13 protein-coding genes are annotated in these 15,529 nt (G+C 70.5%); 6 read left to right on the top strand and 7 right to left on the bottom strand.

The genetic code is table 11. The features are described from left to right. The first annotated feature begins 77 nt into the window (after positions 1–77). The 5 genes from JWR33_RS03400 to JWR33_RS03380 all read left to right on the top strand — a co-directional run bounded on the left by JWR33_RS03400 (position 78) and on the right by JWR33_RS03380 (position 6,190). A complete protein-coding gene (locus tag JWR33_RS03400) occupies positions 78–770 on the top strand; it encodes a hypothetical protein (RefSeq protein ID WP_297409470.1) in 693 nt (230 codons plus the stop codon). A 33-nt stretch (positions 771–803) separates the two neighbouring features. Further along, a complete protein-coding gene (locus JWR33_RS03395) occupies positions 804–1,502 on the top strand; it encodes a DUF2306 domain-containing protein (RefSeq protein WP_297409469.1) in 699 nt (232 codons plus the stop codon). Next, on the top strand, positions 1,499–1,957 hold the full coding sequence (locus JWR33_RS03390) for a DUF805 domain-containing protein (RefSeq protein WP_297409468.1): 459 nt from the start codon (positions 1,499–1,501) through the stop codon (positions 1,955–1,957). Before JWR33_RS03395 ends, JWR33_RS03390 begins: the two co-directional genes overlap by 4 nt. A 191-nt stretch (positions 1,958–2,148) precedes the next feature. Beyond that, entirely contained in the window at positions 2,149–3,423 is a 1,275-nt protein-coding gene (locus tag JWR33_RS03385; RefSeq protein WP_297409467.1) for an MFS transporter, read from the top strand. A gap of 82 nt (positions 3,424–3,505) precedes the next feature. Continuing rightward, the gene (locus JWR33_RS03380) at positions 3,506–6,190 is read left to right on the top strand and encodes a LuxR C-terminal-related transcriptional regulator (RefSeq protein WP_297409466.1); all 2,685 of its coding nucleotides are present in this window, start codon (positions 3,506–3,508) and stop codon (positions 6,188–6,190) included. 496 nt (positions 6,191–6,686) lie between these two features. Here JWR33_RS03380 and JWR33_RS03375 read toward each other — a convergent pair whose 3' ends face one another. Further along, complete coding sequence (locus JWR33_RS03375) at positions 6,687–7,715, bottom strand: alcohol dehydrogenase catalytic domain-containing protein (protein WP_297409465.1); 1,029 nt, start codon at positions 7,713–7,715, stop codon at positions 6,687–6,689. Between the two features lie 186 nt (positions 7,716–7,901). On the opposite strand from JWR33_RS03375, the gene JWR33_RS03370 reads away from it, so the two are divergent. Further along, positions 7,902–9,620, top strand: coding sequence for an IlvD/Edd family dehydratase (locus JWR33_RS03370; protein WP_297409464.1), 1,719 nt, complete (start codon positions 7,902–7,904; stop codon positions 9,618–9,620). A gap of 37 nt (positions 9,621–9,657) precedes the next feature. Here the strand turns inward: JWR33_RS03370 and JWR33_RS03365 are convergent, their stop codons facing one another. The 6 genes from JWR33_RS03365 to JWR33_RS03340 all read right to left on the bottom strand — a co-directional run bounded on the left by JWR33_RS03365 (position 9,658) and on the right by JWR33_RS03340 (position 15,472). Further along, positions 9,658–10,680, bottom strand: coding sequence for an AAA family ATPase (locus JWR33_RS03365; protein WP_297409463.1), 1,023 nt, complete (start codon positions 10,678–10,680; stop codon positions 9,658–9,660). Between the two features lie 64 nt (positions 10,681–10,744). After that, entirely contained in the window at positions 10,745–11,407 is a 663-nt protein-coding gene (msuE, locus tag JWR33_RS03360; RefSeq protein WP_297409462.1) for an FMN reductase, read from the bottom strand. Further along, entirely contained in the window at positions 11,391–12,827 is a 1,437-nt protein-coding gene (locus tag JWR33_RS03355; RefSeq protein ID WP_297409461.1) for an LLM class flavin-dependent oxidoreductase, read from the bottom strand. The genes msuE and JWR33_RS03355 overlap by 17 nt, the downstream gene beginning before the upstream one ends. Positions 12,828–12,855: 28 nt before the next feature. Continuing rightward, entirely contained in the window at positions 12,856–13,524 is a 669-nt protein-coding gene (locus JWR33_RS03350; RefSeq protein WP_297409459.1) for a methionine ABC transporter permease, read from the bottom strand. Beyond that, positions 13,521–14,546 (bottom strand): ATP-binding cassette domain-containing protein, encoded by a 1,026-nt coding sequence (locus tag JWR33_RS03345; protein WP_297409458.1) that lies wholly within the window; start codon positions 14,544–14,546, stop codon positions 13,521–13,523. Before JWR33_RS03345 ends, JWR33_RS03350 begins: the two co-directional genes overlap by 4 nt. After that, on the bottom strand, positions 14,543–15,472 hold the full coding sequence (locus JWR33_RS03340; protein ID WP_297409456.1) for a MetQ/NlpA family ABC transporter substrate-binding protein: 930 nt from the start codon (positions 15,470–15,472) through the stop codon (positions 14,543–14,545). The genes JWR33_RS03345 and JWR33_RS03340 overlap by 4 nt, the downstream gene beginning before the upstream one ends. Positions 15,473–15,529: the final 57 nt, after the last annotated feature.

Raw genomic sequence — 15,529 nt, 5'->3', positions numbered from 1 at the left:
CGTCACCACACGCCTTCCTAGATTCTGGGGCGTCCCAGGGCGATCGCCCGGGAAACTCGAGACATCGGAGAATCCTCATGAGCATCACCGCTCCTGTCCTCACCAGGGTGGCTGCTTCGGCCGCCGCGCTGGGAGGGCTCATCTACATCGTCATCCAGTTCATCCACCCCGCCGACGAGGTGGAGTCGCTCGTGACGCCGCTGTGGGCGACCACGCACTTCGTGAGCTTCGGGATGGCGGTCCTGGTGCTGATCGGACTGACCGGCCTCTACCTCCGGCAGGTGCGGCAGTTCGGGGTCCTCGGGCTCGTCGCCTACGCGATGCTCGCTCTCTTCTTCCTCCTGCAGGCCGCGTACACCTTCGTCGAGGCCCTGGTCGCGCCGCTTCTCGCGGTCAGTGCTCCGCAGCTCGCGACGGACATCGTGGGCCTGTTCGGGCGCCACGCGGCCGAAACGGATCTCGGTCCCCTCGCCGCGGTGCCTTCGGTCGGGGCTGCCCTCTACGTCGCCGGCGCAGTGCTGTTCGGCATCGCCATCCTCCGTGCCCGCGTCCTCTCCCGCGGCGCGGCCATCCTCCTGATCGTCGCCGCTGCGATCACGCCCATCGCCGGCGCGCTGCTGCCTCATGCTCTCGAGCGGATGGCCGCGATCCCGGTGGGCGCGGCGCTGATCTGGCTCGGCTGGTCCCTCTGGGCGAACCACGGCACGACGACCGCGAGCGGGCCTCTGGAGGCAGAACTGCCGGACCGCGACCGCACTTTCGCGGTCTGACGCGAACGAGAACCTGGAGACGAGGTACGAGCCATGACCCGAAGCAGCGTCCTGACCGCAGCACGCCGGACGTCGAAGTCGTCCTGGCTCGTGCCCACCGGGCTGATCCTTCTCTCCCTGATCCCGATCCTCGCAGGAGGAGCACGCGTGACCGAGCTGACCGGTGGAGCGGCCGAGACGGCGAACAACTCGCGCTTCCTCGACTCCCCGATCCCCGTCCTGGTCCACATCGTGAGCGTGACGGTGTTCAGCCTGCTCGGGGCGTTCCAGTTCGTCCCCGCACTGCGACGTCGCCGGGGCGGCTGGCACCGCATGTCGGGCCGCGTGCTCATTCCGGCAGGTGTTCTCACCGCCCTGTCCGGCATGTGGATGGCGACCTTCTACCCGCATCCGCCAGGAGACGGCGACCTCCTGCTCGTCCTGCGCCTCCTCTTCGGGGGCGCGATGCTGATGAGCATCGCGCTCGGAGTCCGCGCAATAGCCCGCCGCGACTTCCTGCGGCACGGCGAATGGATGACCCGCGCCTATGCCATCGGAGTAGCGGCGGGCACCCAGGCCCTCGTCCTCATCCCGGAGTCGATCTTCTTCGGGCCCACCAACGAGCTGGCGCGGGCAGCGTTCATGGGGGCCGCCTGGGGCATCAACCTCGCGGTCGCAGAGCACGTCATCCGTCGGCGAACCCGTCGGCGGATCTCCACCCCAGCACCATTGCCGACAAGGAGAACCGCATGACCAGCCCCACTTCCTCCCACGCCCCGAAGCCACAGCAGTCGACGGACCAGGACGGTTTCCCCGACGCCCCCACCGCCACGTTCTTCGGCGCCATAGCTGCAGCGTTCCGCCGCTACGCCGAATTCCGTGGCCGGGCCACACGATCCGAGTTCTGGTGGTGGGTGCTCTTCACCGTGCTCGCCAGTGCCGCGATCGGTGCGCTCCCGTTCGACCACAGTGCGGCGTCCGGCTCCCCTTACGCGGCGGTGTGGGGAATCGCCGTGCTGCTGCCCTCGCTCTCAGTGCAGGTGCGCAGGCTCCGAGATGCCGGCTACGGCTGGGGCCACCTCTTCTGGTTCTTCCTCCCGGTGGCAGGTCTGGTCGTCCTCGTCGTGCTCTCCGCACAGCCGTCGAGGCCGGGCGCGCAGGGCCAGGACACCGGTCGGGACCGGTACGCGGAGGTCCCCGCCCGCTGAAGCCCCTCCGGGCAGGACCGGCATCGGCTCCGCCTTCGCGCGGGACCGCTGCCGCCGTTGCCTTCGTCCGCGGATCGCGCCACTATAAGGTGCCGTCCGACAACGGCGAGGCTTCTGCGCGACGACCGATTACTCGGACGTCCTTCCCCCATCCCGTTCTCCCTGCTCCACCGAGGCAGCAGGAGAGCGGGATGACCGCGAGCCAGGAGAATGCGGTTGCACCCGTCGCGGAGTCCCGGGAACCGGTCGCCCGGGTCGGCTGGCTCTTCATCTCGCTGTACACGGCGGCCTATGCGAGTGCCTGCCTCCTCTTCCTCGCGCCGCTGCTGGTCACCCTCGCCTTGAAGATCACCGGGCTCGTGGGCATCGAGCGCGCGCCCGGCAGCCTCGCTCTCGTGGCCGGCGTGGGAGCCCTGCTCGCCATCGTGGCGAACCCCCTCTTCGGCCGGTTGAGCGACCGGACGACGGCTCGCTTCGGCATGCGCCGCACCTGGATGGTCGTCGGTCTGGTCGGCGGCACCCTCGGCGTCCTCCTCGTCGCGCTCGCCCCGAGCATCCCCGTGGTCCTCGTGGGGTGGTGCGTGGCGCAGCTCTTCCTCAACGCGCTGCTCGCCGCGATGACCGCCGTGCTCCCCGACCAGGTGCCCACCGCGCAGCGCGGCCAGGTCGCAGGAATCCTCGGCGTGTGCGTCCCCGCCGCCGCCGTGTGCGGCACCTTTCTGGTGAACCTCTTCACGGGCAACGAGCTGCTGATGTTCCTCGCGCCGTGCGCCGCAGCCGCGGTGTTCATTCTCCTCTTCGTCGCGACGCTGAAGGATCGCGTGCGTGCGCCGGAGGACCTGCCACCGTGGTCGCTTCGCGAACTGGCGCAGTCCTTCTATCTGGACCCCCGGCGATACCCGGACTTCAGCTGGGCCTTCCTCAGCCGCTTCTGCCTGGTCCTCGCCTACGCCTTCCTGACCACCTTCCAGGCCTTCTACCTCCTCGATCATCTGGGCAGCGCTCGAGCGGACGTTCCCCAGCAGGTCTTCCTCGGCACCCTCGCGCAGGCCGCGCTGGTCATCCTCGCCTCGGTCGGGGGAGGGAGGCTCTCGGACCGGGCGGGCCGGCGCAAGGTCTTCGTCGTGACCGCCGCGGCGGTCTACGGCGCGGCGATGTTCGTGCTGGCGATGGTCACCGAGTTCAGTGGCTTCCTGGTGGGCATGGCCATCAGCGGTCTCGGATTCGGTCTCTACATGGCCGTCGACCTCGCCCTCGTCGTGGATGTCCTGCCCGACGAGCGCCACAGCGCGAAGGATCTGGGCGTCCTCAACATCGCGGGCGCGCTGCCGTCCTCCATCGCTCCCGCGATCGCCCCGGTGATTCTCGCCGTCAGCGGCGGGAGCTACAGCGCGCTCTACGCGGTCGCCGGGGTGTGCGCGCTGGCCGGCGCCGCAGCCATCCTGCCCATCAGGAGCGTCCGGTAGGCGCTGGCCGCCGTGCGGCCCGGTGCCCGCCGCGGCTGCCCTCGTCGGACGGTCCTAGGATTCGACTCGACCGTCGAGGGAGGTGAGCACCATCCCGATCGCGCTGCTCGAGACCAAGCTCCATCTGCCGACGCTTCGGCAGGGGCACGTCGCCCGGCTGCGCCTCGGGCAGCGCCTCGATGTGGAGACGCTGCCTGCTCTCACCCTCATCTCGGCTCCGCCCGGCTTCGGCAAGACCTCCTTGCTCGCGGAGTGGCTCGCGGGCAGTGCGACCGATCGCACCGTCGCCTGGGTGTCGCTGGATCCGGGCGACAACGACCCGGTCTCGTTCTGGACGTATGTGATCTCGGCGCTGGGGCGGGCCGAGCCCGGAGTCGGGGACAGGTCGCTCGCCCTGCTCGGGGAGTCGCCGGGGGTCGACTTTCGCACTCTGCTCACCCTGCTGCTGAACGATCTCGCCTCCGCCGTGCGAGACGTCGTGCTCGTCCTGGACGACTACCACGTGATCGAGGCCACTGAGCTGCAGGAGGGCGTCGCCTTCCTCGTCGGCAGTCTCCCGCCTCAGCTGAGGACGGTGATCGCGAGTCGCAGCGATCCGCCGTTCCCGCTGGCTCGGCTGCGCGGCCGCGGCGAGCTGCTCGAGCTGCGCGCGGCCGATCTGCGCTTCACGCGGCAGGAGGCGGACGAGTACCTCTCTGGCATGCTGCGCGTTCAGGTGCGTCCCGCCCATGTGGACGCCCTGGAGCAGCGGACCGAGGGCTGGATAGCCGCACTCCAGCTTGCCGCGCTCTCCATGCAGCGTGTCGATGATGTCGGCGCCTTCGTCGAGGGATTCGCGGGCGACGACCGCTACATCCTCGACTACCTGGTCGAGGAGGTCCTCGACCATCAATCCGCCGACGTTCGTGGCTTCCTGCTCCGAACGTCGATCCTGAGTCGACTGACCGGCCCGCTGTGCGACGCCGTGGCGGGCGGCTCACGCGGCACGGCGCATCTCGAGGCGCTCGATCGCGCGAACCTCTTCGTCGTCCCCCTCGACGACCGCCGACGCTGGTACCGGTACCACCACCTGTTCGGCGATGTGCTGCAGGCCCGACTGGTCGAGGAGCTGCCTGAACTGGTCCCGGAGCTGCATCGGCGCGCGTCCGAGTGGTTCGAGCAGAACGGGGAGCCCGGAGATGCGGTTCGGCACGCGCTCGGCGGGGGCGACCCCGAACGTGCGGCGGACCTGATCGAGAGCACGATCCCGGCGATGCGCCAGTCCCGGCGGGAGGCGACGCTGCGGCGGTGGCTGGACGCACTTCCCGACGACGTCTTTCCGGATCGGCCGGCTCTCGCGGTCGCCGCGGCCGGCTCACGACTCGGGGTGGGGGAGACGAGCCTCGTCGAGGAGCGGCTGGGTCAGGCCGCGCGGTCTCTGGCCTCCCCCGCAACCAGCGCCGCCCACCCCGGACTGTCGGGATGGGTGGCCATCTACCGGTCTGCATCGGCCCAGCTGCGCGGCGATCTCGTCGCCACCGTCCAGCATGCGGACGAGGCGCTGCGGCTGATCGCCGCCGACGACGGCGCCGCTCGCGGCGCCGTGCAGTCCCTCCGCGGGATCGCGGACTGGTCCCGGGGAGACCTCGACGCGGCCTACGCCGCGTTCTCCGCGGGAATGGACAGCCTCGGGCAGGCGGGCTTCGTCACCGACGTGGTCGGGGGGACGGTCGTCCTCGCCGACATCCGGATCGCCCAGGGCCGACCGAGCGACGCCCGCACCCTCTACGAACAGGCTCTGCTCCGCGGCACAGCCGGGGGCGCCGAGCTGCGCGGCATCGCTGACATGCACGTCGGCCTCGCCGCCCTGGACATCGAGGCCGACGACCTGGCAGGAGCGCAGGTTCACCTCCGGCAGAGCGACGAGCTCGGCGAGCACAAGGGCTTCCCGCAGAACCCGTACCGCTCACGCGTGGTTCGCGCACGCCTCGCGGAGCTGCGAGGGGACCCCGCGGTCGCGCTCGCCCTCGTCGATGAGGCGAGCGAGGTGTTCACGAGTGACTTCTCCCCGAACGTGCGACCCATTCCCGCGCTCCGCGCGCGGATGGTGCTCCGCCTGGGGCGCCTCGACGAAGCAGCCCGGTGGGCCGACGGGAGGATGCTCGGCGCGGACGACGAACTCGGCTATCTCTCGGAGTACGAGCACCTCACTCTCGCCCGGATCCTTGTGGCCCAGGCCCGCAGATCGCCGGCGGGCCCCGCACTCCGTCAGGCCGTCGCCCTGCTCAGCCGCCTGCTGCAGGCAGCAGAGTCGGGGAGCAGAGGGGGCAGCGTCGTCGAGGCACTCGCCCTGCTGGCTCTCGCTTCGCGCCTGCAGAACGACAGCAGGTCGGCGTTCCGTTCGCTGGACCGGGCCCTGACCCTCGCAGAGCCGCAGGGGCATGTCCGGCTCTTCCTCGATGAGGGGCGCCCCATGGAGGGACTCATCCGGTCCGCTGCCTCACGTGCGGACGCGCCGCGGTTCGCCGGCGCCCTCCTGACGGCGTTCGCGCAGGCGTGGCCCGCCGATGAGGCGCACGCTGACGTGCTGACGGATCGTGAGCTCGGGGTGCTCAGGCTCCTCGCGACCGATCTGAGCGGTCCCGACATCGCTCGGCAGCTCGTGGTGTCGCTCAACACCGTCCGCACTCACTCGAAGAACATCTACTCGAAGCTCGGGGTGGGCGACCGGCGGGCGGCCGTCCGGCGGGCGGGCGAACTCGGTCTCCTCAGGTCTCCTCGACCCTGACCGTCCGATCGAGTGGCTCTCCGAGCGGCGAACCACGATTCACCACGCGGGTCATCCCATGTGGTGACGACTCCTCACCAGGGCGCTCCCTACCTTCCGACCAAGGCGCACGCCGTCCGCGCGTCATCGCCGGCGTGCGGACGACCGCATCGGAACAGGAGCTCTCGTGAGTCGATCAGACCCAGCCGCATTCCCCGAGAACGGAGGGCGGTACGAGATCCGCCTCAGAGGGCATCTTGACGACAGGTGGAGCGCCTGGTTCGAAGGCCACCGTCTGACTCGGCAGGACGACGGCACCACGACCCTCGACTGCTCGGTCCCGGACCAGGCCGCCCTTCATGGTCTGCTGCATCGGGTGCGGGACGTCGGCCTCCCGCTGATCTCAGTCACCCCCATCGCTGCCGAAGGCGTTCTCCAGGTGCCGGGAGCAGGACGATGAGGCAGCCGTCTCCCGGCACTTCGGCGACCCGGGGGTCGTCCCGTGCCTTCCTCTGTGTCAGTCCTTCCGATTCTCTGCCGCGATGGCGACGTGGATCTTGGGTCCTTGTCCTGCGTCGTCGGGGCGCGCGCCCGCGAGCACCGGCGCAAGGCCATCGAGGGCGACGGTCGCCGCGATGAGCGGCCGGGGGTCGACGGCACCGCTGCCGTAGGCCTCGACGGCCCCCGTGAGGCCGGGCGAGGCGCTCAGCACACCGACAGCGGTGACGTCCTTGAGCGCGAGAGTACGAGAATCGAGAAGGCTCGGACTGCCGGCCAGGCCCACGTACACGACCCGCTTGCCCGGCTCGACGAGGTCGAGGGCTCTGGCAGGCAGGTGCTTCGCGTTGGAGGCCTCGATCACGGCGTCCCACGGCAGGTCGGGCAGGTCCTCCTCGGTCCAGACGCCGCTGAAGCCGAGGGAGCGCGCGAACTCGAGCGAGCGTTCGCTGCGCCCCAGGAGGTGCACCTCGGCTCCGGCGGCGCGGGCGAACAGCGCCGCCAGGAGGCCGATCGTGCCCGGTCCCAGGATCAGTGCACGGTCGCCCGGCTGAAGCCCGGCGGCCTGCACGGAGCGGAGGGCGTTGCCGCCCGGCTCGACCAGTGCGCCGAGGGCGTCGTCGACCGTGTCCGGAAGGGCACGGAGCGATGTGGCGGGAACGGCCACCTGCTCGGCGAGGGCGCCGGGCCGTCCGTCGCGGATGCCGAGCTCGCCACGGAATTGGCACACGTGCTGGCGTCCCGACCGGCACCTCCGGCACATTCCGCAGCCGAGCATGGTGTCGCCGGTCACCCGGCGCCCGAGCCAGGCCCTGTCGACGCCCTCGCCGATCGCCGAGACGGTCCCCATCCACTCGTGGCCGATGCGGATGGGGAAGGTCGTGTGGCCGTCCTCGATGTACTGCATCTCTCCGGTGTAGAGCTCGACGTCCGTTCCGCAGACGCCTGCGCGGTGGACGTCGACCAGCACGTCGCCGGGCGCCGCCGTCGGCGGCTCCACGTCGTGGACTCCGGCCTCGCCGGGGGCGGTGATGACGAACGCCTTCATCGGGGTCCCACGACGCACTCCTCGGTGGCCGGGCGGGGGTCGCAGGTGACCATGATCTCTTCTCCTCTTATCGCGCGCCTGAAGGTCGAGCGGGCGGATCCCGCACGACGCTGCGCTCCCGTGGCCGAGTGCACGGTCCTAGCATCGTGGCAATCACCAGATCCGATCACGAGAGTTGAAACCGCAATGGCGCCGAACCTCCGCAGCTCCCAGTGGTACACCGGGGACGACCGCAACGCCTACATCCACCGCGCGTGGATGAGGCGAGGCGCCCCCGGCAGTGCTTTCGAGGGGCGTCCGCAGATCGCCATCGCGAACACCGCGTCCGACCTCACGCCCTGCAATTCGCATCTCGACGAGGTGGCCCAGTCGGTGAAGAACGGGATCTACGAGGCGGGCGGCATCCCGCTCGAGCTGCCTGTGGTGTCCCTGGGCGAGACGCAGGTGCGCCCCACTGCGATGCTCTGGAGGAACATGGCCGCGATGGCGACGGAGGAGATGCTTCGCGCGAACCCGATCGACGGTGTCGTCCTGCTCGGCGGCTGCGACAAGACGATCCCGTCGCTGCTGATGGCTGCGGCCTCGGTCGACCTTCCGGCCGTCGTCGTTCCCGGCGGCCCCATGATCACGGGGCACTTCCGTGGCCAGGCGCTCGGCTGCGGAACCGACGTCTGGCGGCTGAGCGAAGAGGTTCGCGCGGGAACCCTGTCCGAGGCGGCCTTCCTGAAGTCGGAGTCGTCGATGATCCGCAGCCGCGGGCACTGCAACACGATGGGCACCGCCTCCACCATGGCCCTGGTGGCCGAAGCTCTCGGCACCGTTCTGCCCGGGCTCGCCGGAACCCCTGCCCCGGACAGCCGACTGCTGGAGGCGGCGCACGAGACCGGTCGGCTCGCGGTGCAGCTGGTCGCCGAGGACCGGCGTCCGTCGACCTTCCTCACCAAGGGCAGCTTCCACAATGCGATCGTCGCGCTCGCCGCGACCGGGGGCTCCACGAACGCCGTCGTGCATCTGCTCGCCATCGCCGGGCGCCTGGGCATCGAGCTGACGATCGACGACTTCGACCGCATCGGAGCGGAGGTGCCCCTGCTGGTGAACCTGCAGCCGGCCGGCCAGTTCCTGATGGACGACTTCCAGCGGGCGGGCGGGTTCCTCGCCGTCCTGCGGGAGGTGCGGGACCTGCTCGATCCGACGGCACTGACCATCACGGGGCGGCCCCTCGTCGACTATCTCGACGACGCGCAGATCTGGGATCAGGAGGTCATCACCCCGCGCAGCGCGCCGTTCCTTCCCGCGGCCGGCATCTCGGTCCTTCGGGGGAGCCTCGCGCCCGGCGGGGCCCTGATCAAGCCGGCGGCGGCGTCACCGCACCTGTTGAAGCATCGCGGCCGTGCCGTGGTCTTCGACACCATCGAGGACTTCCACGCCCGCATCGACGACCCCGAGCTCGACATCGACGAGAACTCCGTGATGGTGCTCCGCGGCTGCGGCCCCAAGGGCTACCCCGGCATGCCGGAGGTCTCGAACATGCCCCTGCCCAAGAAGCTGCTCGAGAAGGGGGTGCGCGACATGGTGCGGGTCTGCGACGGCCGGATGAGCGGCACGGCATACGGCACCGTCGTTCTGCACGTCACACCCGAGGCGGCGGCAGGGGGGCCGCTCGCGCTGGTCCAGACCGGCGACTGGATCTCGCTGGACGTTCGCGGACGGCGACTGGACCTCGACGTCCCGCCCGACGAGCTCGCCAAGCGGACCCCGAATCAGGCCACGCTGGACGGCTTCGCGAACCCGGTGCGCGGCTGGGAGCGGCTCTACGTGGACCACGTGCTTCAGGCCGACTCGGGTGCCGATCTCGACTTCCTCCGCGGTGGGAGCGGATCGAAGGTCAGCCGCGAGTCGCACTGATCCTCGGTCGCTGCTCCCGAGGCCGTGCCGTGCGGCTTCAGCCGAGCCAGCGCCGCCAGCGCGACGGCTCCTGCTCGGGCGCCGGTTCCTCGCCCAGGGCGCGGGCGGCCTCGGCGATGTCGTCCGCGGTGAGCGTCATCACCTCTGTGCGATCGAGCGCGTCGAGGCTGCGGTCCTGGTTGCGGGACAGCCGGAGCGCTTGCCGGTTGAGCGCCTGCTCGAACAGCGTGCGGGCGAAGCGGGCGTTGCCGGAGTCCTCGCCCGCACGCAGGCCGGTGAGGATGCTCCGGACCGTCTGCTCGGCGCCGGGCTCCAGGGTGTACTCGTGCTGCTCCACGGTGGTCGTGAAGATCGCCTCGAGCTCGTCGACGGAGTAGTCGGGGAAGGTGATCTCGCGCGCGAACCGGGAGCGCAGCCCCGGGTTCGAGAGCAGGAAGGCGTCCATCAGGCGCGGGTAGCCGGCCACGATGACCACCAGTCGGTGCCGGTGGTCCTCCATCCGCTTGAGCAGGACCTCGATCGCTTCGGGTCCGAAGTCGCCCCGTCCGTCCTCGGGAGCGAGGGCGTAGGCCTCGTCGATGAAGAGGACGCCGTCCAGCGCCCGCCGGATCACCCGGTCGGTCTTGAGCGCAGTCGCGCCGACGTACTGCCCGACGAGGCCGGATCGATCGACCTCGACCAGGTGCCCCTTCTGCAGGAGGCCGATGGACCGGTACATCTCCGCCAGGAGCCGCGCCACCGTGGTCTTGCCGGTGCCGGGGTTGCCGAGGAACACCAGATGCTGGGAGGTCGCGACCTCGGGCAGGTCGTGCGCCTTGCGACGCGCTTGGACCTGCAGAAAGGCGACGAGCGCACGGACCTGCTCCTTGACCACGTCGAGCCCGACGAGGCGGTCGAGGTCGGCCTGCACCTCCGCGAGCGGCCGCGCGGGCGAGGGACGTCCGCCGAAGATGTCGCCCACCAGGTCGTCGACCCGCTGGAAGCCGGGGCGCTTGAGCTGATCGGCCAGGTGGCCGACGGCATCGCGCAGGTCCTCGAGCGGGTCGCGGCGGGCAGCCATGCGGGGGAGCCTAGTACCGGCGCCTGCACGCCCGTTCCGAGCCCCGGGGGAGCGGTCGGCCAGGTCAGAAGGCGTCGGGACGGGCGAAGTCGCGGGACCTGCCTCCGGTGTCACCCCCGAGCTGCGACGAGATGAGCGGAAGGGTGCGCCGGACCGAGACGTCGATGCGGTGGCGCAGGTCTGCCGATGAGAGGCGATAGCCCTCCAGGTCGCTGGATTGGGCGAAGATCCCGAGCGGCAGGGTGAGCGCTTGGAAGAAGCCGAACAGGGGACGCATCTGGTGCTCGACGAGGAGGGCGTGCCGGTCGCTTCCGCCGGTCGCCGTCAGCACGACCGGCTTGTCGACGAGGGCGTACTGGCCGATGTGGTCGAAGAACAGCTTGAAGAGTCCCGTGTAGGTCGCCCGGTAGGCGGGCGAGCCGACCACGATCAGGTCGGCGGCCTCGACCTCTTCCAGGGCGAGGCGGGCGTTCTTCCCGAGGTCGGTCCGCGACGGTCCCGCGGCCAGTTCCGGCAGCAGGGGGGCGAGCTCGAGAAGCGACGCTCGCCCGCCCAGGCCGGCCGCGAACGCACCCGCGACCTCGCCGACCAGCACGCTCGTCTTGGACGGCGTCGTCGGCGATCCGCTCACCCCGACGACCGTGAGTACCCTGCCCGGCGACGAGGCGGCGTGCCGGTCGCCGGGCCGCGGGAGCGTGTCGACCGATGGGCTAGACGGATGCGGCATCGCCGGCCCCCACGAGATCGAGCGCGTCCTCGGCGACACCGAGGTTCCGGCCTCCGCGGTACTTCGCGGCAGGGTGGTCGTCCCGGACCCGCGCCTGACCCACGCCGTACAGGCGCTCGCGGACGGTGTTCGCCTCGTCGTAGTCGTCCCAGTACCGGCCGCGCGCCTGCAGCTCGGGCACCACGAACTCGATGAAGTCCTCGAACGTGCCGGGCGTGATGGCGTAGGCGAGGTTGAAGCCGTCGATGTCCGCGTCGTCGATCCAGCGCTCGATCTCGTCGGCCACGGTGGCGGGGCCGCCCACCAGGACCGGTCCCATCGCGCCGATGCCGACGAACTTGGCGACCTCGTGCGGAGTCCAGGTCCGGTCGGGGTCCGCCTTGGAGAAGATCTCGAGCGCGAAGCGGGCGGAGTCGGTGTCCACGTACTGCAGGGGCTGGTGGGGGTCGAGCTGGGACAGGTCGATGCCGGTGATGCCGGCATAGAACGCCAGCGCTCCCTCGTAGTCGGTGTAGGAGAGGTACTCGTCGTACTTCGCCTGCGCGGCCTCGTCGGTCGCGGCGGTCACGATCGTGATCTCGGTGAAGATCTTGAGGCTGCGGGGGTCGCGTCCTTCGAGCTCGGCGGTGCTGCGGATGTCGTCGACGTAGCGGCGGAGCGTGGCGGGCGTCGGTGCGACGGTGAAGACCGCCTCCGCGTGCCTCGCGGCGAAGCCGCGCCCGGTGGACGAGGTGCCGGCCTGCCAGATCACCGGGGTGCGCTGCGGCGACGGCTCCGAGAGGTGCACGCCGGGCACCGAGAAGTAGGTCCCCTCGTGGCCGATGCCGCGGACCTTCGCCGGGTCGGCGTAGATCTGCGCCGCCCGGTCGTCGATGACCGCGTCGTCGTCCCATGATCCCTCCCAGAGCTTGTAGCAGACCTCGACGACCTCTTCAGCGAGGGCGTAGCGCTCGTCGTGGGAGATCTGGCGGGCGTGACCGAGGTTGCGGGCGGCGCCGTCGAGGTAGCTGGTCACGATGTTCCAGGCGATGCGGCCCTTGGTGAGGTGGTCGAGGGAGCTGAAGCGGCGCGCGAGGGCGTACGGCTGCTCGTAGGTGGCCGAGACGGTGATGCCGAAGCCCAGCTTCTGCGTGACGGCGGCCATGGCGGAGACCTGCATCAGCGGGTCGTGCACGGGAACCTGCATGGCCCGGCGGATGGAGGCGTCGGGCGAGCCTTGGTAGGTGTCGTACACGCCGAGCACGTCCGCGATGAAGAGGTTGTCGAACTTGCCCTTCTCGAGCAGCGTGGCCAGCTCGGTCCAGTAGTCGAGGTCCTTGTACCGGGTGGACTGATCCTGGGGGTGCGTCCAGAGCCCGGGGGACTGGTGCGCGATGCAGGTCATGTCGAAGGCGTTGAAGGCGATGCGCTGCGTGGTCATGTCGTGTCCTCTGCTGGATTCGGAAGGGTCATGAGGCGGTGCGGGTGAGCCGGGCGACCGTGCGGTCGCCGGCGAACTGGAGGAGCTGCGCTGCGAGGATCAGCGTGACGACGCAGGAGAGCATGATGGTGCCGTCGAAGCGCTGGTAGCCGTAGTTGACGGCGAGGTAGCCGAGGCCGCCCGCGCCGATGGCGCCGGCGATCGCGGAGTACTCGATCAGGGCGATGAGGTTGATGGTGAAGCCGCCGACGAGACCTGGGAGGGCTTCGGAGAGCTGCACGGTGCGGATGATCTGCACCGGCGAGCCTCCCGCCGCGATCCCCGCCGCCGTGATCTCGCGGGGAACCTCCCGGATCGCGTTCTGCACGAGCCGGGCGGCGAACGGGATGCCCGCCAGCGTCATGGGCACGATCGCGGCGCCCACTCCGATGTTGGTGCCGACCACGAACCGCGTGAACGGGATCACCGCCGCCATCAGGACGAGGAAGGGCAGCGACCGGCCGACGTTCGTGATGCTGGAGATCGCCGCGTACAGCCCCCGATTCGGGAACAGGCCGGAGGGCGAGGTGTTGTGCAGCACGAGCCCGAGGGGAGTGCCGAGCAGGACGATGAGCAGCATCACGATCCCCACCATCACGAGGGTTTCGCCGAGCGCCGGGATCAGCAGCTCCGGCACGTCGCTCCAGGGGGTGTTCATGCGCTCGCCCGTTCCGGGAGCTCGGCCTGAGCTGACGGGACGAGCGTCGGCTGCCCGGTGAGGCCCACCCTCCCCAGAGCGGCGTGGATCCGGCCCTCGGGCAGATCGCCGGGAAACGCGACCGTGACGCGGCCGGCGAGGCGGCCGTGCACCGACTCGACCGTGGCGCCGAGCAGCCCGATCCGTGCGTCCACCTCGTCGGCCACCCGGAGCAGCCAATCCGCCGGAACGAGGTCAGCGCCGTAGGAGAGCTGCCAGGTCCGCACGCCCTCGTCCCCGGCCGCGGCCGGTCGGTGCGGCAGCAGCTGGCCCCGCAACCGCGAGCCCGCGTCGGCGAGGATCGCTGTCAGCGGACCGGACTCGGCGACCCGGCCGGATTCCAGCCGCCACACGGTGTCCGCCGCGTCGCGGACCACGTCCATCTCGTGGGTGATGAGGATCACGGTGAGGTCGAGCTCGTCCCGCAGGTCCCGGAGGAGCCCGAGGATCGACGCGGTAGTGTCCGGGTCGAGTCCGCTGGTCGCTTCGTCGGCCAGCAGGATGCCCGGCCGGAGGGCGAGCGCTCTGGCGATTCCCACGCGCTGCTGCTGGCCGCCGGAGAGCTGGGCCGGGTAGGCGGCGGCCTTGTCGCTGAGTCCCACCAGCTCGAGCACCTCGGCCACCCGGCGGTGGCGGTCGGCGGGGGTGACGCCGAAGTAGTCGAGGGGAAGGGCCACGTTGTCGGCGGCCGTCCGGCGCCGCAGCAGGCTGGCGCCCTGGAAGATGGTGCCGATGGAATGCCGGGAGCGGCGCAGCGCCCGTCCACGGAGCGCGCTGAGCTCGACTCCGTCGACCAGGACCCGGCCACTGGTCGGCCGCTCCAGGAGATTGATGCACTTCGCGAGCGTGCTCTTTCCGGCGCCGCTCGGCCCGACCACGGCGGCGATCTCACCGCGTTCGACCGTCAGGGACACGTCGTCGAGGACCCGGGAGGCGGCGCCCCCGACGACGTACTCCTTGGTGAGCCGGTCGAGGACGATCATCGCCCGCTGACCGGCGCGAGCTGGCCCTTGACGGCCGGGTCCTCGGTCGTCGCGAGGAAGTCCTCCACGCGAGGGTCGGCGAAGGCCGCGATGAGGTCCTTCACGCTCGCCTCGTCGACATACGGCTGGCTGATCGCCAGCTGCGACGCGAAGACGAGGGGCGCCTCGGGGGCGTAGATCTTGTACTCGGCGGGGATGTCAGCGGCGGCGAACTCGAAGTTGTAGCTGATGATCCCGTCGAAGTCGTCGAGGGTGCGCGCCGCGGTGCCGAATGCGATCGGCGTGAAGTGCAGCTCACGAGGGTTCTCGGCGATGTCGTCGAGGGTGGCCTTGGCGGCGTCCACCCCGGGATCGAGCGTGATCTGGCCGTCGTTCGCCAGGAGCAGGAGGGCCTGCGCGGTGTTGGCCGGGTCGTCGAGGATGGCGATGTTCGCCCCGTCCGGCAGCTCGTCGAAGCTCCCGTACTGGGACGACCAGAGGGAGTACGCCCACTGGAACACCGGCTCGGTCGGCTCGAGGGTCCAGCCGTTCGCGGCGTTCGCCTGCTCGATCCACGGCGCGTGGGCGTAGATGGTTGCGGCGATCTCCCCGTCGCTGACCGCCGCGTGAAGCTGGTTCGGGTCGCCGACGCCGACCGGCTCCACCGTGATGTCGTAATCGGAGGCGATGTCGTCTGCGATGAACTGGAGGAATGCCTCCTGTGCGGCATCGGTGCTGAGGAACGCGACCTTGAGGTCGCGGCCGAAGTGGTCGCCCGCCGCAGCGTTGGCGCCGCCGCTCTGCAGAGCCCGCACCACGAAGAAGCCGGCCACCAGCGCGACGACGACCAGCGCTGCGACGATCCAGGGCCAGCGGCGTCGCTTGCGCAACTCGAAGCCGCGCTCGGCAGGTTGGGCGGACGAGGGGGCGGACGTGTCGATCGACATGGGAACTCCGGAATGCTCAGAGGAAGGTGTGGCGGCGACGCTAGCCACTCGGAACAA

It is taken from the genome of Naasia sp., from assembly GCF_025465545.1.
GTDB lineage: Bacteria > Actinomycetota > Actinomycetes > Actinomycetales > Microbacteriaceae > Naasia.
The sequence above is the reverse complement of the archived record's forward strand: the minus strand, read 5'-3'. Positions and strand labels throughout refer to the sequence as shown.

What these genes read in the sequence shown, in the direction of transcription:
- JWR33_RS03400 (WP_297409470.1), top strand. Translation starts at nt 78, where the DNA reads ATGAGCATCACCGCTCCTGTCCTCACCAGGGTGGCTGCTTCGGCCGCC.
- JWR33_RS03395 (WP_297409469.1), top strand. Translation starts at nt 804, where the DNA reads ATGACCCGAAGCAGCGTCCTGACCGCAGCACGCCGGACGTCGAAGTCG.
- JWR33_RS03390 (WP_297409468.1), top strand. Translation starts at nt 1,499, where the DNA reads ATGACCAGCCCCACTTCCTCCCACGCCCCGAAGCCACAGCAGTCGACG.
- JWR33_RS03385 (WP_297409467.1), top strand. Translation starts at nt 2,149, where the DNA reads ATGACCGCGAGCCAGGAGAATGCGGTTGCACCCGTCGCGGAGTCCCGG.
- JWR33_RS03375 (WP_297409465.1), bottom strand. Translation starts at nt 7,715, where the DNA reads ATGAAGGCGTTCGTCATCACCGCCCCCGGCGAGGCCGGAGTCCACGAC.
- JWR33_RS03370 (WP_297409464.1), top strand. Translation starts at nt 7,902, where the DNA reads ATGGCGCCGAACCTCCGCAGCTCCCAGTGGTACACCGGGGACGACCGC.
- JWR33_RS03365 (WP_297409463.1), bottom strand. Translation starts at nt 10,680, where the DNA reads ATGGCTGCCCGCCGCGACCCGCTCGAGGACCTGCGCGATGCCGTCGGC.
- msuE (WP_297409462.1), bottom strand. Translation starts at nt 11,407, where the DNA reads ATGCCGCATCCGTCTAGCCCATCGGTCGACACGCTCCCGCGGCCCGGC.
- JWR33_RS03355 (WP_297409461.1), bottom strand. Translation starts at nt 12,827, where the DNA reads ATGACCACGCAGCGCATCGCCTTCAACGCCTTCGACATGACCTGCATC.
- JWR33_RS03350 (WP_297409459.1), bottom strand. Translation starts at nt 13,524, where the DNA reads ATGAACACCCCCTGGAGCGACGTGCCGGAGCTGCTGATCCCGGCGCTC.
- JWR33_RS03345 (WP_297409458.1), bottom strand. Translation starts at nt 14,546, where the DNA reads ATGATCGTCCTCGACCGGCTCACCAAGGAGTACGTCGTCGGGGGCGCC.
- JWR33_RS03340 (WP_297409456.1), bottom strand. Translation starts at nt 15,472, where the DNA reads ATGTCGATCGACACGTCCGCCCCCTCGTCCGCCCAACCTGCCGAGCGC.